Genomic DNA, 21575 nt, shown 5'->3' with positions numbered 1-21575 from the left:
GCCCGGCACGGCTCGGCGCAGGGCTGGGCTCATGCTTGAGCCCGTGATTGAGCCCATGCTTGAACCCTCTCATCAGCGTGTGAACAGTTCGTAAAGCGCCGCGACATGCGCATCGACGCCCGGGTCGTAGACGAGACTCGCGCGCGGCTCCGCGATCCGCGCATTGCCGCGCTTCACGCGCTCCACCGCCTCGCCGATCGCGCGCTCGAAGCTACCCGCCTCTTGCCGCGAAAACTCGATCTTCGCCGCGCCGGTCACGGTCTCGGCCGAGCCGACGTTATCCGCGATCACGAGCGGCGTGCCGCACATCACCGACTCGACGCCGACGAGGCCGAACGGCTCGTACGCCGACGCCACGACCGTAAAATCGGCGGCCGCGAACAGCTTGCCGATCTCCTTGCTGTAGCCCGCGTAGCGGATCGTGTCGCCGGTCTTCGGCACCGGCCGGCCGACGACCACGAGGCACACCGGCAGCGTCGTGCGCTCGAAAAACGCTTCGAGCAGCGGGTAGCCTTTGCGCTCATGACTCGTCGACGAGAACAGGAAAATCACGCGGTCCTCGGGCAGCTCGAACTGGCGGCGCACGGCGGCGCGCTCGGCCGCGTCGAGCGGCTTGAAGCGCGCGGTATCGACCGGCGGATAGAGCACGTCGATACGCTCCGCCGGCACGTCATAGAAACGCTGCAACTCGCGGCTCATCAATTGCGAATGCGCGACGATCGAGCGCGCGCGCGTGTAGACGCGCCGCTCCAGTTCGATCTGCCATGTGTCGCTGCGGCGCGGCGCGCGGCCTGCGGCTTCGAGCGAACCCGGATGCGTGCCGCCGCACAGCGCGACGTCGGCATGCGTCGAGTGATTGATCGAGAACACGCAGGCGGGACGATGGCGCTTCAGGCGCTGCTTCAGGCGCCAGTCGAACGCGAGGTTACGCAGCTTGCGCGGCGCCCAGCGCACGTCGAGCGGCTGCGCGTCGATCCACGCCGCCTCGGGCAGCGCGCGGTCGATCTCGCGGGCGAACAGCGTCGGGCGCAGACCGAGCCGATGCAGACCGGCGATCACGTCGCGCGTGTAGCGCTCGGCGCCGCCGCTGTTCTTGAGCGCCTGGGCGGTCAGTGCGATGTCAGTGAGGGGCAGGCGGTGCGCGTCGCGGGACGGCTCTCGGGTTGACTCAGGCAAGGCTCGGGTCTCGGTGAGGCGCACGCTCACAGCAAGCCGCGCGCGGAGTTTCGGGGCAGCGGCAATTGTAAAGGATGGGTTTCGGGAGACTCATGTCGGGCGGCCTGCCGGGGCTCGGGCGGAAATCGGGTGCGGACCCGCTCAGGTTCGCGGCCACCATGCCGCAAGCCGCCCGCGTCGCGCGGCATGGCCGCCAACGGCTAGAATCTAGGCCAATCGCTTCCGCTTCGACTCCATGACCGACAGCCTGCCGCCCGCCTCGTTTTCCCTGTCTGATCCGCCGGACCCGTCCGACGCGCCCGCGCGGTTCGCGGCGTCGGGCATGGGTGCGTCAGATGGACCCGATGCGCCTGATACGCCCGACGTGCCCTCCGCGTCGGGTGCGTCCAACGCCGGCGTCCCGACCGGCGGGCCCGCCGGGGCAGATGAATCCGGCATGTCCGCCACATCCGCCTCCAACACCGCGCGCCCGCTCGTCTCGATGCTCGTGATCGCCTACAACCAGGCGCAGCAGATCGGCGATGCCGTGCGCAGCGCGCTCGCGCAGACCTACGAGCCGCTCGAAATCATCGTGTCCGACGATGCGTCCAGCGACGCCACCTTCACCGCGATCGAAGCGGCGCTCGCCGGCTACGCCGGACCGCATCGCGTGATCGCCCGGCGCAACACGGTCAACCAGGGCATCAGCGCGCACCTGTCGCAGCTCGCCCTGATGGCGCACGGCGAGCTGCTGTTCGTCGCGGCGGGCGACGACATGTCCGCGCCCGAGCGCTGCGAGCGCGTGGTCGACTGCTGGCTCGCCCACGAGCGCCGCCCCGACCTGATCGCCACCGATCTCGCCGACATGGCCGAAGCGGGCCACGTGCACGAGCGCGTGAGCCCGGACGAACTCGACCGCTATCGCAGCTTCGACGACTGGCTCGCCGGCCGCCCGTGGCTGATCGGCGCGGCGCACACGTGGTCGCGGCGGCTCTTCGAGCGCTTCGGGCCGATGCTGCCGGGCGCCGCGGCCGAAGACCAGATCATGGTGCTGCGCGCGATCCTCTCGGGTGGCGCGATCAGCCTGCGCGAGCCGCTCGTGCGCTACCGGCGCGGCGGGCTGTCGCGCAAACGCCGCTACCGGTCGGTCGATGAACTGATCGCGCGGATGCGCCAGAGCAATCGTTATGGCCTCGCCGAACTCGCGCAGTTGCAGCGCGACGCGGACGTCGCCGGCCTCGGCGAGCGCATGCGCGCCGCGATGGCGCCGAAGCTCGCGCGCGAACGGTTCATCGCGGCGATGTTCGAGGCGCGAAGCTTCGGCGAGCGTGTCGCGCTGCTGACACGCGGCGCCGGCGTGAAGCTCGGGCTGCGTATCCGTATGTTTCTGTATGCGAGCTGCCCAGCGGTGTATGCGCCGGGGATCTGGCTCAAGCGCGTCGTGCGTGGGAAGCGAGGCTGAATAGCAAGGCTGAACAGCGAGGCCGCGCCATAGCGCCGAGGCCGAACGCCGCTCGATTCCCGGCGGCAGCATCTCGGCGCCGATGCCCGGCACGCTGCGCCGCAAGCGCCTCAGCATCTTCGCCGTGCGGATCAAGGTCCCGCTGGCGCGGCGGTTCATCACGAATGCGACCAGCGCCACGCGACGCGAACACGCGCGCCGGCGCGCGCCGCTCAAACACCCTGGATCAGGCCGCGCTCTGCTGGAACTGGATGCGATGCAGATGCGCGTACAACCCGTCCTGCGCCAGCAGTTCGCGGTGGCTGCCGCGCTCGACGATCCGCCCCGCTTCCATCACGAGGATGCGGTCGGCGCGCTCGATCGTCGAAAGACGGTGCGCGATCACGAGCGTCGTGCGGCCCTTCATCAGCGTTTCGAGCGCCGCCTGCACGTGGCGTTCGGATTCGGAATCGAGCGCCGAGGTCGCCTCGTCGAGAATCAGGATCGGCGCGTCCTTGTAGATCGCGCGCGCAATCGCAAGACGCTGGCGCTGGCCGCCCGAGAGCATCATGCCGTTGTCGCCGACCAGCGTTTCGATACCTTGCGGCATCGACTGCACGGTGTCCCACAGGTTGGCCGCGCGCAGCGCCGCCTTGACCTTGTCGGCGTCGACCTCCTGACCGTAGGCGACGTTGTGCGCGATCGTGTCGTTGAACAGCACGACGTCCTGGCTCACCATCGCGATCTGGCTGCGCAGCGCGTGCAGATCGTAGTCGGGCAGCGCGACGCCATCGACCAGAATCGCGCCGCCGGTCGGATCGAAAAAGCGCGGCAGCAGGTTCACGAGCGTGGTCTTGCCGCTGCCCGACGGCCCCGCGAGCGCGACCATCTCTCCCGGCGCGACTTTGAACGAGACCTGGTCGAGCGTGTGGCGGCTATGCGTGGCGTTCGCGCCGTACGAGAACGACACGTCGCGGAATTCGACCTCGCCGCGCGCGCGCTCGAGCGGCTGGCCGCCGCCTTCCGGCTCGGCCGGCTCGTCGATCAGGCCGAAGATCAGCTCGGCTGCGGTCATGCCGCGCTGCAACGGCTGGTTCACGTCCATCAGATGCTTGAGCGGCGAGATGATCAGCAGCATCGACGTGACGAACGCGACGAAGCCGCCGACCGTGGTCTGATCCGACGACGACTGCACCACCGCGATCGTAATCACGACCGCGAGCGCGATCGAGGCGAGGAACTGCGTCAACGGCTGCGCGAGGCCGCCCGAGGCGGTCATGCGCATGGCGTAGCCGCGCAGGCGCTTGCTCATCGCCGTGAAGCGGTCTGTCTCGTATTGCTCGCCATTATGCACCTTGACGACCTTGTAGCCGCCCACGGTCTCCTCGACGATATACGACAGCTCGTTGGTGAGCAGCTGATGCTCGCGGTTCAGACGCCGCAGCCGGCGATTGATCTTGCCGACCAGCCAGCCGATGCCCGGCAGCAGCACCGCGACAATCAGCGTCAGGCGCCAGTTCAGATAGAACAGATAGCCGAGCAGGAAGATCACAGTCAGCGAATCGCGCACGAGCGTGACCATCACACTCAGCAGCACGTTGAGAATCTGGTTGACCTCGAAGACGATCGCGTTGATGACGGTGCTCGCGGTTTCGCGCTGGAAGAAAGCGACGCTCGTATGGATCATGCGGTCGAACATCTTCAGGCGCAGTTCGAGCAGGATCTTGTTCGACACGTAGGCGAGCAGATAGCCCGATGCATATTGCGAGACGCCGCGGATCAGCGCAAGGCCGATCACGGCGACCGGCACGAGCCACTTGGTCTTGTCGATGGCATGGGAGCCGAAGCCTTTGTCGAGCAGCGGCTTGAGCAGCGCCGGAATGGCGGCGTCGGTGCCGGCGCTCACCGCCATCGCGACAATCGCGCCAACCACGACCCACAGCAGCGGCTTGATGAACGGCCACAGGCGGCGCATGACGACGGCCGGCGACGACGCATCGCCTGAACCCATGGGTTTGCTTAACGTTGGCTTCGCGCTCAAGGAATCCTCTGGAAATGCGGAACAGCGAACACGCGGCACAGGGCGTTGCCGCCGCGCGAAATATTAAAAGAGAGCATTGTAATCGCTCGCAGATGATGGCCGGTGCACCGCGCGCGACCGGATGCACGCAAGGGTTGACGGGCCGGTGCGCTGGTGTGGGGCCGGATGGGCTGTGTATACTCCTCGCTGCCCGTTGCTCCTCGTTGCTCCTCGTTGCCCGTCGGCGGGCTCGCGGATTCGCCCGAGGCTGTGTATCGTGCGCTGCCTCTCCGGCTCGGGTTCGGGCTCGCTCGATCCGGCAAGCACGGCCGTGCGCCGATACGGGTATGGATACGCGAACGCAACCGGCCCGCATGCGTAGCCCGCTCCGTCATGTCGTCCCTCACGAACTCAGGTATGCAAGAAACCACCCTCGGCGTCGCCATCATCACCCGGAACGCGGCGGCGCGGCTGGCCGAATGCCTGCGGGCGCTGGCCTTCGCCGACCAGATCGTCGTGATCGACGGCGGCAGCACCGACGGCACGGCCGGGATCGCCCGCGCGCACGGCGCCCGCGTAATCGAACAGACGGACTGGCCCGGCTTCGGCCCGCAGAAAAACCGCGCGGTGGATGCGCTCGCGACAGACTGGGTCCTGTCGATCGATGCCGACGAAATCGTCACGCCGGAGCTGGCCGCGTCGATTCGCGCGGCGCTCGCGGCACCCACGGCCGACGTCTATGCGGTGGACCGCCTGTCGAGCTTCTGCGGCCACTGGGTTCACCACAGCGGCTGGTATCCGGACTGGATTCCGCGCCTCTTCAAACGCGGCCGCGCGCGCTTCTCCGACGACCTCGTCCACGAGCGCCTCGTGTTCGACACGCCCGCGCAACGCCTCACCGGCAAGCTCATGCACTACTCGTACGAGGACTACGAGAGCGTGCTGCGCAAGCTCGACGCCTATTCGACGGCCGGTGCGCGACAGCGTTATGCAGCGGAACAGCGCGGCAGCTTCGGCAAGGCGCTCGGACGCGGCTTGTGGGCGTTCGTGCGGACCTACCTGCTGCGGCGCGGTTTTCTGGACGGCCGCGCGGGCTTCATGATCGCCCTGTTCAATGCCGAAACGGTGTACTACCGGTTTCTGAAGCTCGCGCACCTGGAGAAAACGGGCGGACGCTAGGCGGCGATAAAAAAGGCGGCCGTTGGATGACGGACCGCCTTTGGCCTTTGTGCCGATTCTGCGCGACGATGGCGGCTGCTTTTGTTTTTTGCATTTGCTTGCCGCTGCGTTTCGCTATCTGCCGCCGCCGGTACTCAGCGCAATACAACCGAGACTCGTCGCAGACAGATTCGCATCGCGAAGACCCGCCCGCCGTAGCCTGAGACCATCCAGTGAGGTCTTGCCCGCCCGGATAAACCGTACGCGCAAAACCACCACCATCGATCAATAAACGATCTCGATCGAGCTGCCCTCGAACTCGCCACGCAATGCGGCGAGCAGTTCGTCGGTCGGCTTCACGCGCCATGCGTCGCCGAGGCGCATTTCGCCTTGCGCATTCTCGCTGCGATAGACGACCTGCACCGCGAGTCCGTTCGGAATCTGCACCGGCTGCCGGCCGTTGTCGCCGCCGAAGCCGCCTCGTCCACCGTTGCGTCCACCGCCGTTGCCGCCGCCGTTGCCACGTGCGGCAGCCGCCGGCGCAGCGGCCGCGGCCGGCTCGTCCTTGCCCGCGCAGTGCGCTTCGAGCACCCGCCGCAACGCCAGCGCATCGGCGTTGCCGTTCATCTGCACCTTGACCGAATCCGCGTAACGGCAACGCGCGCGGCCGAGATCCATAACCGTGTCGACGGTAAAGCGGATGCCGCCCGTGAACGCGTCGTTGCGCGCCATGCCCTGCACGACGAGCAGTTCGTCTTCCTTGAAAAGCTGCTTGTGTTCTTCGAAGACTTCGTTGAACACCGTCACTTCACACTGGCCGGTGCCGTCGTCGAGCAACGCAATCAGCATCTTGCCGCGCTGGGTCATCTGCGTGCGCAGCGACACGATCACGCCGGCAACGAGCTTGTCGCGCCCTTCCTTCAGCTCGCCGATCTTCTGGCGCACGAAGCGGCGCACTTCGTCCTTATATGCGTCGAACAGGTGGCCCGACAGGTAGAAGCCGAGCGCGGCCTTTTCTTCCTGGAGCTTTTTCTTTTCCGGCCACTCGGCTTCGTCGACAAGTTCATGGCCTTGCGACGGCGCGTCGCCCATGTCGAACAGGCCCGCTTGCAGCGCATTGGCGCTCGCCTGCTCGGCCGCTTCCATCGCGAGCGACACCGACGCGATAAGCTGCGCGCGATTCGCGTGCAGGGCATCGAACGCGCCGGCGCGAATCAGCGCCTCGACCGTGCGGCGATTGACGATGCGGCGATCGACGCGATTGCAGAAATCGAAGATGTCGATAAACGGGCTTTCCTCGCGCGCGCGCAGAATTTCTTCGATCGCGTTCTGGCCGCTGCCCTTGATCGCGCCGAGACCGTAGCGGATCGTGCGCGAGCGCTTGCCGTCCGCCTCGGCAACCGGCTCGAAGCGATACGCCGACAGATTCACGTCCGGCGGCAGCACGGCCATCCTGTTCGTGAGGCAGTCTTCGAACAGGATCTTGACCTTGTCCGTGTCGTCCATCGCGAGCGACATATTGGCCGCCATGAATTCGGCCGGATGGTGCGCCTTGAGCCACGCGGTGTGATACGCGAGCAGCGCGTAGGCGGCCGCGTGCGACTTGTTGAAGCCGTAGCCCGCGAACTTCTCCATCAGGTCGAAGGTCTCGTCCGCCTTCTCGCGCGTGAGGCCGTTCTTCGCCGCGCCTTCCGCGAAAATCTCGCGGTGCTTGGCCATTTCCTCGGGCTTCTTCTTGCCCATCGCGCGGCGCAGCAGGTCGGCGCCGCCGAGCGAGTAACCGCCGATGATCTGCGCCATCTGCATCACCTGCTCCTGGTAGACCATGATGCCGTAGGTCTCTTTCAGAACAGGTTCGACGCGCGGGTCGGGATACTCCACCACCTCGCGGCCGTGCTTGCGCGCGCAGAAGCTCGGGATCAGGTCCATCGGGCCCGGACGGTACAACGCCACGAGCGCGATGATGTCCTCGAAGCGATCGGGCTGCGCGTCCTTCAGCATGCCCTGCATGCCGCGGCTTTCCAGCTGGAACACGGCGACCGTATTCGCTTTCTTCAGGATCGAGAACGACGCGGGATCGTCGAGCGGCACCTGGGCCAACGACCAGTCCTGCTTCGACGGATCGAGCCGGCGGATATAGCGCTCGGCCCAGTCGAGAATGGTCAGCGTGGTGAGGCCCAGAAAGTCGAACTTCACGAGGCCGACCGCTTCGACGTCGTCCTTGTCGTACTGGCTCACGACGCCGCTTTCGTCGCCCTGCGTGTAGAGCGGGCAGAAATCGGTCAGCTTGCCCGGTGCGATCAGCACACCACCCGCGTGCATGCCGACGTTACGCGTCAGGCCTTCCACGCGCTGCGCGAGTTCGAGCAGCTGATGCACTTCGTCTTCGTTGTCGAAACGCTCCTGCAGCAGCGGCTCTTCCTTCATCGCGTCGGCAATCGTGACGTGCTTGCCCGGCTTGAACGGAATCAGCTTCGCGACGCCGTCGGTGAACATATAGCCGAGATCGAGCACGCGGCCGATGTCGCGCACCGCCGCCTTCGCCGCCATCGTGCCGAAGGTGGCGATCTGCGACACCGCGTTCGCGCCGTATTTCTCCTTCACGTACTGGATCACGCGATCGCGGCCGTGCTGGCAGAAGTCGATATCGAAGTCGGGCATCGACACCCGCTCCGGATTCAGGAAACGCTCGAACAGCAGGTTGTAGCGCAGCGGATCGAGGTCGGTCACGCCGAGCGCGTAAGCGACCAGCGAGCCCGCGCCCGAGCCCCGGCCCGGGCCCACCGGCACGCCGTTGTTCTTCGCCCAGTTGATGAAGTCCGCGACGATCAGGAAGTAGCCCGGAAAGCCCATCTTGATGATCGTGCCGCACTCGAATTCGAGGCGCTGGTAGTACGTGGCGCGCTGCGTGTCGCGCTCGGCCTCGTCCGGATAAAGCTGTTCGAGGCGCTTTTCGAGGCCCTCTTTCGAGAGCTGCACGAGGTAGTCGTCGAGCGACATGCCGTCGGGCGTCGGAAAGAGCGGCAGCTTCGGCTTGCCGAGTTCGAGCGTGAGATTGCAGCGCTTTGCGATCTGCACCGTGTTGGCGAGCGCCGAGGGAATGTCCGCGAACAGCGCGGCCATGTCTTCTTGCGTGCGGAAATACTGCTCGTCGGTAAACCGCTTCTGGCGGCGCGGATTCGCGAGAATATCGCCTTCCGAGATACACACGCGCGCTTCGTGCGCGGTGAAGTCGTCCGGCGTCATGAACTGCATCGGGTGCGTGGCGACCACCGGGAGTTTCAGCGACGCCGCAATCGCGACCGCCTGCTGCACGTACTGCTCGCCGCCCGGCTGGCCGCAGCGCTGCAACTCGATATAGAAACCGTCGGGGAACACCTTCGCCCAATGCTGCGCGTTGCGTTTCGCCGCTTCCACGTTGCCGGCCGCGAGCGCGAGACCGATGTCGCCCTGCTGCGCGCCCGACAGCGCGAGCAGCCCTTCGCCGAGACCGGATTCGAGCCAGCCGGCTTCGATTTCCGCGCGGCCGCGGTACTGGTTCGTGAGCGACGCCTTGCTGAGCAGTTCGCAGAGGTTCAGGTAACCGCCGCGGTCCTTGACCAGCAGCAGCAGACGCGAAGGCTTGTCGCGGTCGTCCGGATTGGCGATCCAGACGTCGCAGCCGGCAATGGGTTTGACCCCCTTGCCACGCGCTTCCTGGTAGAAACGGACGAGGCCGAACGCGTTGCCGAGGTCGGTGAGCGCGAGCGCGCCCTGACCGTCTTTGGCCGCCGCCTTGACGATGTCGTCGAGACGCACGATGCCGTCGGCAATCGAGAATTCGGAGTGAACGCGGAGATGAACGAAGCGGGGATCTGACATGGGCGACATTGTAACTCCACCATTCCGCAGATTTCAGCCCAAAGCGGCGCGTTAGCCATTCGGCCAAGGCATGGCCGGCAGCATGGGCGCGCGGGCGCGGCGCCGTGGCGCTTCGGGCCGCCCAACGACCACGCTCGTGACGATACGCGCGGGATTTTGCAGTGCCGCTCGCCATAACGCGCGGCGTTTGCGCCGAAGCAAACACCTGGCCATTCGGCCAGGTCGGGGAAACCGCCGGCTTGAGGGATAATAGCGGTTTCGCCTCATTCGACGTGGCCGCCAGCGCGCGAGAACACGGGCCCGATCCGGCACGACGCCGGCCCGACAACGCCCGCGGCGCAACCCACCGCCAGCCGCTCCGCCCTTTGCCACGCCGGCCATTTTTACCGCTGAACACACATGAGTATCGTCAATCTCGCCGCGTATCAATTCGCGACCATCGAAGACACCGCCGCCTGGCGCCCGCTCGTCACCGAACGCTGCAATGCGCTCGGCCTGCGCGGCACCATCCTGCTCGCGCCGGAAGGCATCAACCTGTTCGTCGCGGGCACGCGCGAGCACACCGACGCGTTCATCGACTACCTCCGCCACGACGCCCTCTTCGAAGGCAAGTTCGCGAATCTGCAATTCAAGGAAAGCCTGTCGGACAAGCAGCCGTTCACGCGCATGCTCGTCAAGCTCAAGCGCGAAATCATCACGATGAAAAAGCCGGCAATCCGCCCGGAGCTCGGCCGCGCGCCGTTTGTCGACGCGCCCACGCTGAAAAGCTGGCTCGATCGCGGTCACGACGACGCAGGCCGTCCGGTCGTGATGCTCGATACGCGCAATGCGTTCGAAGTCGACGTCGGCACGTTCGACAACGCGCTCGACTATCGCATCGCGAAATTCAGCGAATTCCCCGAGGTGATCGAAAAAAATCGCGCCGTCCTCGAAGGCAAGACGGTCGTGTCGTTCTGCACGGGCGGCATCCGCTGCGAGAAAGCGGCGATCCATATGAAGGACGTCGGCATCGAGAACGTGTACCAGCTCGAAGGCGGCATCCTGAAGTACTTCGAGGAAGTCGGCGGCGCGCATTATCACGGCGACTGCTTCGTGTTCGACTATCGCACCGCGCTCAATCCGCAACTGGAACCGACCGCGACCGCGCAGTGCTTCGGCTGCCGCGCGGTGGTCACGCCCGAACAGCAGCAATCGCCGCTGTACGTGGCGGGCAAGACGTGCCCGGCGTGCCATCCGGACGGCACGGCCGCGTAATCGATGCGGGTCGCGGATGTCAATGGCAAACGCAAATGGCAAAGCGCGCATGGCAGACGCAAGTCGCCGCAAACGGCGTGCGCCGTCGGGCATGGGCCTGGCCACTGCCCGCGCGTGCGCCGCGGCATGTGCCGACCGGTCACGCTGTGTCCCAACGTGCCCTGACGTCCCCGCCAGCGGCCGCGCCCGGGCGCTGACGCCGTCATCCGCCAACCCCTTGCCCCGCTCATCATGACCTATCGCGGACGCTTCGCGCCGTCGCCGACCGGCCCGCTGCACTTCGGCTCGCTGGTCGGCGCGCTCGCCAGCTGGCTCGATGCGCGCGCGCATCGCGGCGCGTGGCTCGTGCGCATCGAGGACATCGACGGCCCGCGCACCGTGCCCGGCGCCGCCGAGGACATCCTCGCGACGCTCGAACGCTTCGGCATGCGCGCCGACGAAACGCCGATCTGGCAAAGCCGGCGCATGGCGCGCTATCAGCAGGCGCTCGACCTGTTGAAGTCCAGCGGCCTAGTCTATCCGTGCGGCTGCACGCGCAAGGAAATCGCCGATTCGCTGCTCAACGCGCACGCGCGCAACACGACGCTCGCCTATCCGGGCACCTGCCGCACGGGGCTGCACGGCAAGCCGGCGCGCGCATGGCGTCTGCGCGTGCCCGACGGCAAGGCCGCCGTGATCGAATTCGACGACCGCTGGCAAGGCCGGCAGACGCAGAATCTCGCGACCGAAGTCGGCGATTTCGTGCTGCGTCGCGCCGACGACCAGTGGGCCTATCAACTCGCGGTGGTAGTGGACGATGCGGACGCGGGCATCACGCACGTCGTGCGCGGCGCGGACCTGCTGGATTCGACGGCGCGGCAGATCTATCTGCAACGCTGTCTCGGTGTGGCGACGCCCGGGTATCTGCATGTGCCGGTCGTCGCGAACGAACACGGCGAGAAACTGAGCAAGCAGAACGGCGCGACCGCGCTCGACAGCGCCAACCCGCTCGAAGCGCTAGGCGCGGCGGCGCGGCATCTGGAACTCGACCTCGGCGGCGAACCGCCCACGACGCTCGAGCAGTTCTATCGTGCCGCGACGGCGGCATGGGTCAAACGGATGAAGGTGGGGGCATCGGCCTGAGGCACGCGTAACATGCGTCGCGCGCGGGAGCACGGGATTCGAAGCACAGCCGCTGCAAACGCTTGCAACATGCTGCCGGTCACTCACGGGATTCGCGCAACGGCAAGCCCCGGTACGGCAGCGCAAGCGCAACTCGCCTTACGACGACGAAGGCGTCTTCCGCGGCATCCCGAAGCCGCCGAGCAGCGCCGCCAGTTGCCGCTTCGGCGCCTGCTTCTGCGGCGCCGCATCGGACGCCGCGCTCTCTTCGACCTTGCGCACCGAAGCCGGCGACGGCTCATACGGCTTCAGGAAGAAATCGTCGACCGGTTGCGCGCGATGATGATGCGGCCGGTCGTACGAACCCGACGCACCACCCGTGCGGCGGCGGCTGCGCTCGTCGCGTGCCTCGCTGCGATCGCGGCGCGGCGGGCGGTCTTCGTGATGATGGCGCACCGGCGCATCGACGGTCAGGCGCTGCAATTCGAGCGGACGCTTGATGAGCTTCTCGATGTCGGCCAGCTGCTTGCGCTCGTTCGGGCTGCACAGCGAAAGCGCGTCGCCCGACGCGCCCGCGCGGCCCGTGCGGCCGATCCGGTGCACGTAGTCTTCGGCATTGAACGGCAGGTCGAAGTTGATGACGGCCGGCAACTCGGCGATGTCGAGACCGCGCGCCGCGACGTCGGTCGCGACGAGGGCCGCGACTTCGCCACGCTTGAACGCATCGAGCGCCTGCATGCGTTCGCTCTGCGAGCGGTCGCCGTGAATCGCGGTCGCCACCACGCCGTCCCGTTCGAGCGAGCGCGCGAGCCGGCTCGCGCCGATCTTGCTGTTGCAGAACACGATCACCTGCTTGAGGCTGCGCTCGCGGATCAGCTGCACGACCGCGCCGGTCTTGTCGCCCTCGGCGACCTCGTAGACGATCTGCGTGACGTTGGTGGCGGTCGAGTTGCTGCGCGCGACTTCGATGGTCTGGGGGTTGCGCAGGTAGGTCGCGGCCAGCTTCTTGATTTCGCCCGAGAACGTGGCCGAGAACAGCAGCGTCTGACGCTCCTTCGGCAGCAGGTTCAGGATGCGCTGCAGGTCAGGCAGGAAGCCCATGTCGAGCATGCGGTCGGCTTCGTCGAGCACGAGCATCTGCACCTGGCCCAGGTTGGCGGTTTTCTGCTGCACGTGATCGAGCAGGCGGCCCGGCGTCGCGATGAGGATTTCGACGCCGCGGCGCAGTTGCTCGGACTGCGGGTTCATGTCGACGCCGCCGAACACGACCGCGCTGCGCAGCGCCGTGTGCTTCGCGTACGCGTGCACGTTCGCGGCGACCTGGTCGGCGAGTTCGCGCGTCGGCGTGAGGATCAGCGCGCGCACCGGATGGCGCGCCGGCGAAGCGCTGGTATTGGCCTGCGGCAGCAGGCGCTGGATGATCGGCAGCGAGAAGCTGGCGGTCTTGCCGGTGCCGGTTTGCGCCGCGCCCATCACGTCGCGGCCCGCCATCACCACGGGAATCGCCTGCGCCTGGATCGGCGTGGGCGTGGTGTAGCCCGATTCCTTGATGGCTTTCAGGATGTCGGGCGCGAGGCCGAATTGATCAAAAGTCTCGGTGCTGGGCGTGACGGCTGTGTCGGACATGGTGGCTTTCGCTAAAAATGCGCCTGGCGCAATGCGCGCGGCAGCGGTCGCAACCGCGGCGGGCATCAGGATGAAGGCGGAGCCACGGCGTTCCGCACGGGACCCGTCAGAGTTCGGACAATGCGGCCGGCTCCGGCCGGCGGGAACCCCCGCCGAAAGGCCGGTATTGTAGCACTTCAGCAAAAACACTCATGGCGCGAACGGCGGATTTCTGCTCAGGCGGCGGGAGCCTGCGCTCCTTGCAGGCACCGCGCTCGCCCATCTCGCCTGCCGTTTCGCGAGCGGCGCGCGGCGGAAATCGCTGCGCCGGAAACCACCGAAAACGGCCGAAAACGATACACACTGCAAAATCGCCCGTGCCCGCCGCGCTCGCAGCGTAACGCGCGCGGGCGACAGTTGCATGACAGCGCAACCGCCCCCCGCGCCCATCGTCCTCGCGCCGGCTGAGTTCGGCTCACCACGTCTCGCGCATCACCATCAGGCGCAGCTCGGTCATGTCCTCGATCGCGTAGCGCACGCCCTCGCGCCCGAGCCCCGAATCCTTGACGCCGCCATACGGCATGTTGTCGACGCGGAACGACGGCACGTCGTTGATGACCACGCCGCCCACTTCGAGCGCATCCCACGCGCGATGCGCATGCGCGAGCGAATCGGTAAATAGGCCGGCCTGCAGCCCGAAGTCGCTGTCGTTGACCTGCGCGAGCGCCGCTTCGAAGTCGTCGAAACGCTCGAGGATCGCGACCGGCCCGAACGCTTCCTTGCGATACAGATCGGTGTCGCGCCGCACGCCTTCGAGCAGCGTCGCCTCGAACATCGCGCCATCGACCTTGCCGCCCGCGACGATCTGCGCGCCCGCCTGCACGGCGCCGTCCATCCAGCCGGCGAGCCGCTTCGCTTCCGACTCGGAGATCATCGGCCCGACGAAGGTCTTCTCGTTCTTCGGGTCGCCCATCACGAGCGACTTCGTCTTCGCGATCAGCTTCTCGCGCAGCGCGTCGTAGACGCTCGCATGCGCGAGAATCCGCTGCACGCCGATGCAGCTTTGCCCCGACTGGTAGAACGCGCCGAACGCGAGCCGCTCGACTACGTAGTCGAGCTTGCCGCCCTGATCGCCGTCGACGATCGCGGCCGCGTTGCCGCCCAGCTCCAGAATCACCTTCTTCTTGCCGGCCTTGCGCTTCAGCTCCCAGCCGACCGCGGGCGACCCCGTGAACGACAGCAGCTTGAAGCGCTCGTCGGTCGTGAACAGGTCGGCGCCGTCGCGATGCGCGGGCAGGATCGAGAACGCGCCCTTCGGCAGATCGGTTTCCGCGAGAATCTCGCCCATGATCAGCGCGCCGACCGGTGTGCGGCTCGCCGGCTTCAGCACGAACGGCACGCCCGCCGCGATCGCCGGCGCGACCTTGTGCGCGGTCAGGTTCAACGGGAAATTGAACGGCGAGATGAACGAGCACGGCCCGATCGGCACGCGCTTCACATAGCCGTGATAGCCCTTCGCGCGCGGCGAAATCTGCAGATTGACGATCTCGCCGTCGATCCGCACGCTTTCCTCGGCGGCCACCTTGAACGTATCGATCAGGCGCGTCACCTCGCCGCGCGAATCGTTGATCGGCTTGCCCGCCTCGATGCACAGCGCGAGCGCGAGTTCGTCGTAGCGCTCGCGAAAGCGCGTCACGCAGTGTTCGAGCACCGCCTGGCGCTTGAACGGCGGGTAGGCGCGCATGGCCGGCATCGCCTCGACCGCGAGGCCGATCGCCTTGTCGATCGCGGCCGCGTCGGCCATCGCCACGCGCGTGGCGACTTCGCCGCTGAATTTGTCGGTGACGTCGAGATCGGTGTTGGCGGCCACCGGCTCGTTGGCGAGGTAGTACGGGTAAGTCTTCTGCAACATATCGGGTTCTCCTGGAGTCGATACACAGTGCCGGCACGCGGTGTCGATGCGCGGCCTGGCTGCACCGCGGCTTACAGCCGCGCGGACAGCCGCTTGATCTCGCGATTGAGCACGCGCTCGTTGTCCGAGTAGTCGATCGGCACGTCGATCACATGCACGCCCGGCGTCGCGAAGCACTCGCGCAGAAGCGGCGCGAACTGCTCGGCGGCCTCGATGCGATGCCCCTGCGCGCCATAGCTCTGCGCATAGGCGACGAAATCCGGGTTCGCCAGCGTCATGCCGTAGTCGGGGAAGTTCATGTTCTCCTGCTTCCAGCGGATCATGCCGAACGCGTCGTCGCGCAGAATCAGGATCACGAGATCGAGCTTCAGGCGCACCGCCGTTTCGAGCTCCTGCGAGTTCATCATGAAGCCGCCGTCGCCGCACACGGCGATCACCTTGCGGTCCGGATGCACGATCTTGCTCGCGATCGCCGACGGCAGCCCCGCGCCCATCGAGGCCAGCGCGTTGTCGAGCAGCAGCGAATTCGGCTCGTGCGCGCGGTAGTAGCGCGCGAACCAGATCTTGTACATGCCGTTGTCGAGACAGACGATGCCGTCCACCGGCGTGGTCTCGTAGACGTCGTTGACGATCCGCACCGGGTACATCGGAAAGCGGTCGTCGTGCTGGCCCTTCACGAGATGCGCCTCGAAGTGCTCCTTGATCTCCTTGAAGCGCGTGAAGTCCCAATGCTCCTGGCGCTGCTTCAGGCGCTCTTTCAACTGCCACACCGCGTTGGCGATATCGCCGACCACTTCGATCTGCGGGAAATACACCGGATCGACTTCGGCGCCGAGGAAGTTCACGTGGATCACGGTCTTCTCGCCCGCCTCGCCGCTGCGCATGAAGAACGGCGGCTTCTCGATCACGTCGTGGCCGACGTTGATGATGCAGTCCGCGTGCTCGATCGCGCGGTGCACGAAGTCGCCGTCGGAGAGCGTCGCGTTGCCGAGCCACATCGGATGCGATTCGTCGATCACGCCCTTGCCCATCTGCGTCGTGAAGAACGGAATGCCGATCTGGTCGACGAATTCGCGCAGCATCTTGGTCGTGGTCTTGCGGTTGCCGCCCGCGCCGATCATCAGCAGCGGATGCTGCGCGGCCGTGATCGCCTCGACCGCGCGCGCGACCGCCTTTTCCTCGGCAACCGGACGGCGGCTGTAGCTCTTCGGAATCGGCTTGCCGTCGCCCTCTTCATGCGCGACGTCCTCGGGCAGTTCGAGGTGCGTGGCGCCGGGACGCTCCTCCTCGGCGCGGCGCACGGCCTCGCGCACCGTCGCCGGAATATTGCCGATCGACACGATCTGCCGCGTGTACTTGGTGAGCGGCTCCATCATGCGCACCACGTCGACGATCTGGAAGTGCCCCTGCTTGCTCGACTTGATCGGCTTCTGGCCCGTGACCATCAGCATCGGCATGCCGCCGAGCTGCGCGTAGGCGGCGGCAGTCACGAAGTTGGTCGCGCCGGGGCCGAGCGTCGACAGGCACACGCCCGTGCGGCCCGTGAGGCGCCCGTAGGTGGCGGCCATGAAGCCGGCCGCCTGCTCGTGGCGCGTGAGGATCAGACGGATTTTCGAGCGCCGCAGCGACTCGAGCAGATCGAGATTTTCTTCACCGGGAATGCCAAACACGTACTCGACACCTTCGGCTTCCAGCGACTTGACGAACAGGTCCGATGCTTTCATTAAGGGTCTCGCTTGATGGAACGGCGACGGGCCGCAGGCCGGGCCCAGCGGGCTCAGCAGTTGGCTCCGCGGTTAGGGGCCGAAGTTCGGGGCCAAAAACGGACGATCGAAGACGACAACGACGGCCGCGTACAACACGCACAACGTGCATGCCGCACAGCGCCTCGCGCGCGGCATGGCGGACGGCATGGCGAATGCCACGCCGGACAGCTTACTACTCGAGAGGCAATGACGCGCGCGTGCAGGCAAGGCGGGACAACAGGGATGAGGGCCGCGAAAGCCCGTAGCGGGAAGACGCCATGGGCGCGCGCGAAGCAATCGGCGAAGCCGTGCGCGCAGGCGCGCAGCGGGCAACGCACGAGACGACCGCGGACGGCCCGGCCCGAGCGGAAACGAGCGCCGCATGCCGTCCACGGTCAGCACACCACGTTCAGCGCACCACGGTCACGCAGTCGGACAGCACCGGCGGCGCGTTTTCACCGTTCATTGCGTCATACAGATCGGCACGCGGGCCCTTGGTCCACCACGTATAGCTGCCGGCCTGATATTTCGCGCCGGACCCCGAGAGCGTGTTGACGAAGAGCATCGACGTACCCTTCACGGGCAGCACGGCGAAGCTCTGTCCGTTCTGCGCGTTCCAGTAGGTAACCTGCAGAATCTTGCCGGTCGCGCACGTGTATTTGTTCGTCTGATGGTTCTTGCCCTCGATCTGGCCGAACCGCAGCGGCGCGGCCCATGCGCCGCCATGAGGCGCGAGCGCGAGGGCCGTCGATGTCAGCGAGAGAACCGCAACGAGCCATGTCTTCATCGAACACCTCGATTGTTGCCGTGAAGTTGCCGTGGATGTTGCCGCGAACCCGGCACGGCCTCAAGCGGACCACGCCAGGTTCGTGTTTCGGCCCCGCACCGACCGGCGCAGCGCGGCTCGACGGCCGCGGCCTGCTCAGGGATCGATCGCGTCGGCGCAGGCGTCGGTCGGCGCGGCGGCGACGTGCCCGACCAGCGGCACGATCTTCAGCCCCGCCGATGCGACGCGGCACGGCGCGGCCGCGAGACCGCAGCCGCTCATGCCGGCACACAGCGCGAACAGCACGCCGAGCGCACCGAGTCGGCGAGCCCTGCGGCGCCACGGAATACTGCGCGATTCGACTGCCATGTGTTCCTCTGCTTCGGATTTTCCACGTCGACGAGCCCGGGCCATGCGACGAGCCTGCTTGCGTCGATCATTCGGATCGCGCACGGCGAACATGCCGCGCACCGTGTTCGATCGGGCATCCCGGGGGTTTTGCAAACCGCCGCGCCGCGCTTCGACACCTGGCTTCAAAGCCTCGCTTCGCAGCAGCCCGCCTCGATGCCCCGCCTACCCCTCTACTTCGCCGACACCGGCCGCACCGCCGCCGCAGCCTGCTTCGCGCGCGAACGCGCCTCGTCGATCGTCTCGCCGGTCGCGAGCGCAACGCCCATGCGGCGCTTGACGAAGCTCTCGGGCTTGCCGAACAGGCGCAGGTCCGCATTGGGCACCGCCAGCGCCGCCGCGACGCCTTCGAACGCGATGCCGGCTTCGTCGCGGCCGCCGTAGATCACCGCCGACGCACCCGGCGCGCGCAGCGACGTATCGACCGGCAGACCGAGAATCGCGCGCGCATGCAGCTCGAACTCCGAGAAGCGCTGCGAGCACAGCGTGACGAGCCCCGTGTCATGCGGACGCGGGCTCACTTCCGAAAACCATACGTCGTCGCCACGCACGAAAAGTTCCACGCCGAACAGGCCGCGGCCGCCGAGCGCCGCCGTCACCTTGTGCGCGATCTCGCGCGAGCGTTCGAGCGCGAGCGCGCTCATCGGCTGCGGCTGCCACGATTCGACATAGTCTCCGGCAACCTGCACGTGGCCGATCGGATCGCAGAAATACGTGCCGACCGCGCCGCTCGCGGGATCGATCGCGCGTACGGTCAGCTGCGTGATCTCGTATTCGAAGTCGATGAAGCCCTCGACGATCACCCGGCCGTGATTCACGCGACCGCCTGCCATCGCGTACTGCCAGGCCGGCTCGACGTCGGCGTCGCTGCGCAGCACCGACTGCCCCTTGCCCGAGGACGACATCACCGGCTTCACGACGCACGGGTAACCGACCGTCGCGATGCCTGCGCGCAGTTCGTCGAGCGAATCGGCGAACGCATACGGCGAAGTCGCGAGGCCCAGTTCCTCGGCGGCGAGGCGGCGGATGCCTTCGCGATTCATCGTCAGTTGCGTCGCGCGCGCGGTCGGGATCACCTCGGCGAGCGCTTCGGCTTCGATCGCGGCGAGTTCGTCGGTGGCGATCGCCTCGATCTCGGGGACGATCAGATGCGGGCGCTCCTGTTCGACCAGCGCGCGCAGCGCGGCGCGGTCGGTCATGTCGATCACGTGCGCGCGATGCGCGACCTGATGGCCCGGCGCATTCGGGTAACGGTCGACGGCGATCACCTCGACGCCCAGCCGTTGCAGCGCAATGATCACTTCCTTGCCGAGTTCGCCGGCGCCGAGCAGCATGACGCGCGTCGCGGATTCAGAAAGGGGCGTGCCGATCCGTTGGCCGATCTGCATGGGGTCTCCAGAAAAAGTCGGATGAGGGTGGGATTGAACAGGACGCGATGTTAACATGCGGGCCCCTTGCCGCGCGGCGCTCGCGGGGCTGCTGCCGCGCGACGGGAACCGCGGTGCGGGCGTCCGGCGCGGGCGAGGCGCCGCCCTATCGATCCGGCGCCTCGCCGCGCGTCTTTGCTCGCGCACGGCCAGCTTAGTACGTTACCCTTACGCCTTCGCCTGTTTGAAGAGAACGACGCCCATGCTCACCCGCTCCAGCCCGCGACGGCTTGCGCGCTTCACCCCGTGTCTGCGCACGGCCGTTGCCACGTTGAGCATTGCCGCGCTGCTCGGCGCGTGCGCGATGCCGAAGCATCCCGACACGTCGGCGCCGCCGCCCGATCCGTTCAATCCCGCCGCCGCCCAGCTGCTCGACAACACGAGCTGGACGCTCAGCGCGTGGAAGCAGGCGGACGGCACGGCGCGCGCAATTCCGTCGCAGGATCAGGGGCCGCTCACGCTGACGTTGTCGACCGAAGGCGGCAAGCGGCACGCAAGCGGCTTTTCCGGCTGCAACCGCTTCATGGGCCCGTACATGCTGAAGGACGGCAAGCTGAGCTTGGGTCCGCTCGCGGGCACGCGCATGGCGTGCGCCTCGCCGGGCGGCGAGATCGAACAGCCGTTCCTCGACGCGCTCGCGCACATCGATCGCACCGGCGTGCAGATGCGCCCGCCGCAACAGATGCAGTTGATCCTCGATGACGGCGCGACGCTCGTGTTCGATCGCAGCGACGGCAAGTGACGGTGACGAGCAAAGCGCGCCTCGTTCGCGTGATGGATCGCCTGATGGATCACGTCACGGTTCGTGTTGCAGTTTGCCTTACGGTGCGCGTTGCGCTTTGCCGCGCGGTTGGTGCCGTCGTTCATGCCGTAGTTGGTACAGCGGTTCGTCTCGCGATCGACGCGATGGAACGCATCGCCGCCGCGCGGATCGAACGGCGTTGCCTGGCCAGGCGCCGGCCACCCCAGGCCGACATGCATGCGGAGCCGCGACGCTCCTTGCGAGGCGCGAAGCTCGCCGCAGCCGCAACAGTATTTTCCCGATCGCGGACCGCTTGCCGGTCCGCGATCCCGTTCGACGCAAGCAGACTTGCGCCGGCCTTCGAAGCCGCGGGCTTCGCCGGTTTAAACTCGACGGGTTGCGCTTGCGCGCGCTCCGTCATACGTAGATGTCTGGTATGCACACGGTAGTTTTCGGCTGGTTCGGCGGGTCGGCCGTCTGGTTTCTTCCTCTTCTGTGGCGCCTCGTGAAGTCGGTGCTGCCGGGCGGCGTGGGGCTGCGCGGCCCCGGCACGATCCGCCTGTGGCTCGGCTTCGTTTGCGTGCTGATCGCCAGCTGCACGCTCGAGGCGTCGCTGATCGGCATGGATGGCGTCAACGGTTTCGGCCATGCGTTGGCTGCGGGGCCCGGCCGTCTGCTCGGCCATATCGGCACGCCGCTCGCGGCACTCGCGCTGTTCGTGGTGAGCCTGCCGTGGCTCGTCGATTTCCGCTGGCGCGACGTCGTCGAATGGGCCGACGGCGCGTTCGGCCTCGGCCTGTCGCGCGGACTCGCGAAGCGCGACGAGGAAGCGCGCCGCCACCGCAGCGTCGACGAGGCCGCGCCCTCGCATGCGTCGCCGGCCACCAACACGATGGCGCCGAAAACCACGCGGGGCCGCTACGCGCGACCGACGATCTGGCGGCCGCCCGCGAGCGGCCGCAACGCGGCGGGAACGGCTA

The 21575-nt window shown here is 67.0% G+C and carries 14 protein-coding genes and 1 pseudogene; 6 read left to right on the top strand and 9 right to left on the bottom strand.

Annotated elements, in window-relative coordinates; genetic code table 11:
- Nucleotides 1-72: 72 nt before the first annotated feature.
- Complete coding sequence (locus F3J20_RS10455; protein WP_167047950.1) at nucleotides 73-1176, bottom strand: glycosyltransferase family 4 protein; 1104 nt, start codon at nucleotides 1174-1176, stop codon at nucleotides 73-75.
- 436 nt (nucleotides 1177-1612) lie between these two features.
- Here F3J20_RS10455 and F3J20_RS10450 point away from each other — a divergent pair, with 436 nt between their 5' ends.
- On the top strand, nucleotides 1613-2617 hold the full coding sequence (locus tag F3J20_RS10450; RefSeq protein ID WP_167283334.1) for a glycosyltransferase family 2 protein: 1005 nt from the start codon (nucleotides 1613-1615) through the stop codon (nucleotides 2615-2617).
- 226 nt (nucleotides 2618-2843) lie between these two features.
- On the opposite strand, the gene msbA is transcribed toward F3J20_RS10450, so the two are convergent.
- The gene (gene msbA / locus F3J20_RS10445; RefSeq protein WP_167047956.1) at nucleotides 2844-4637 is read right to left on the bottom strand and encodes a lipid A export permease/ATP-binding protein MsbA; all 1794 of its coding nucleotides are present in this window, start codon (nucleotides 4635-4637) and stop codon (nucleotides 2844-2846) included.
- Between the two features lie 396 nt (nucleotides 4638-5033).
- Between msbA and F3J20_RS10440 the strand changes: the two genes are divergently transcribed.
- The gene (locus F3J20_RS10440) at nucleotides 5034-5795 is read left to right on the top strand and encodes a glycosyltransferase family 2 protein (protein WP_167047959.1); all 762 of its coding nucleotides are present in this window, start codon (nucleotides 5034-5036) and stop codon (nucleotides 5793-5795) included.
- A 264-nt stretch (nucleotides 5796-6059) separates the two neighbouring features.
- On the opposite strand, the gene dnaE is transcribed toward F3J20_RS10440, so the two are convergent.
- A complete protein-coding gene (gene dnaE / locus F3J20_RS10435) occupies nucleotides 6060-9644 on the bottom strand; it encodes a DNA polymerase III subunit alpha (RefSeq protein WP_167283333.1) in 3585 nt (1194 codons plus the stop codon).
- A gap of 390 nt (nucleotides 9645-10034) precedes the next feature.
- On the opposite strand from dnaE, the gene F3J20_RS10430 reads away from it, so the two are divergent.
- Nucleotides 10035-10889 (top strand): sulfurtransferase, encoded by an 855-nt coding sequence (locus F3J20_RS10430; RefSeq protein ID WP_167283332.1) that lies wholly within the window; start codon nucleotides 10035-10037, stop codon nucleotides 10887-10889.
- Between the two features lie 231 nt (nucleotides 10890-11120).
- A complete protein-coding gene (gene gluQRS / locus F3J20_RS10425; protein WP_167283331.1) occupies nucleotides 11121-12011 on the top strand; it encodes a tRNA glutamyl-Q(34) synthetase GluQRS in 891 nt (296 codons plus the stop codon).
- 138 nt (nucleotides 12012-12149) lie between these two features.
- Here the strand turns inward: gluQRS and F3J20_RS10420 are convergent, their stop codons facing one another.
- From F3J20_RS10420 to purT, 6 genes are all read right to left on the bottom strand, one after another.
- Nucleotides 12150-13616: a DEAD/DEAH box helicase gene (locus F3J20_RS10420; protein WP_167047971.1), complete on the bottom strand. Its 1467-nt coding sequence runs from the start codon at nucleotides 13614-13616 to the stop codon at nucleotides 12150-12152.
- Nucleotides 13617-14070: 454 nt separating this feature from the next.
- Nucleotides 14071-15507, bottom strand: a complete 1437-nt coding sequence (locus F3J20_RS10415; protein ID WP_167283330.1) for an aldehyde dehydrogenase family protein — start codon at nucleotides 15505-15507, stop codon at nucleotides 14071-14073.
- A gap of 71 nt (nucleotides 15508-15578) precedes the next feature.
- On the bottom strand, nucleotides 15579-17231 hold the full coding sequence (locus F3J20_RS10410) for an acetolactate synthase large subunit (RefSeq protein ID WP_167283329.1): 1653 nt from the start codon (nucleotides 17229-17231) through the stop codon (nucleotides 15579-15581).
- 430 nt (nucleotides 17232-17661) lie between these two features.
- Nucleotides 17662-18039, bottom strand: coding sequence for an MliC family protein (locus F3J20_RS10405; RefSeq protein WP_167283328.1), 378 nt, complete (start codon nucleotides 18037-18039; stop codon nucleotides 17662-17664).
- Between the two features lie 135 nt (nucleotides 18040-18174).
- The gene (locus tag F3J20_RS10400) at nucleotides 18175-18387 is read right to left on the bottom strand and encodes a DUF6726 family protein (protein WP_167047983.1); all 213 of its coding nucleotides are present in this window, start codon (nucleotides 18385-18387) and stop codon (nucleotides 18175-18177) included.
- A gap of 212 nt (nucleotides 18388-18599) precedes the next feature.
- Nucleotides 18600-19814 carry a formate-dependent phosphoribosylglycinamide formyltransferase gene (gene purT, locus F3J20_RS10395; RefSeq protein ID WP_167047986.1) on the bottom strand — a complete coding sequence of 405 codons (1215 nt, stop codon included), beginning with the start codon at nucleotides 19812-19814 and terminating at the stop codon, nucleotides 18600-18602.
- A 241-nt stretch (nucleotides 19815-20055) separates the two neighbouring features.
- Here purT and F3J20_RS10390 point away from each other — a divergent pair, with 241 nt between their 5' ends.
- Nucleotides 20056-20595 (top strand): META domain-containing protein, encoded by a 540-nt coding sequence (locus F3J20_RS10390; protein WP_167283327.1) that lies wholly within the window; start codon nucleotides 20056-20058, stop codon nucleotides 20593-20595.
- 436 nt (nucleotides 20596-21031) lie between these two features.
- Nucleotides 21032-21575 (top strand): annotated as a pseudogene (locus tag F3J20_RS10385) (DNA translocase FtsK 4TM domain-containing protein); the annotation flags it as partial.

Source organism: Paraburkholderia sp. Cy-641 (assembly GCF_011752945.1).
GTDB lineage: Bacteria > Pseudomonadota > Gammaproteobacteria > Burkholderiales > Burkholderiaceae > Paraburkholderia.
The sequence above is the reverse complement of the archived record's forward strand: the minus strand, read 5'-3'. Positions and strand labels throughout refer to the sequence as shown.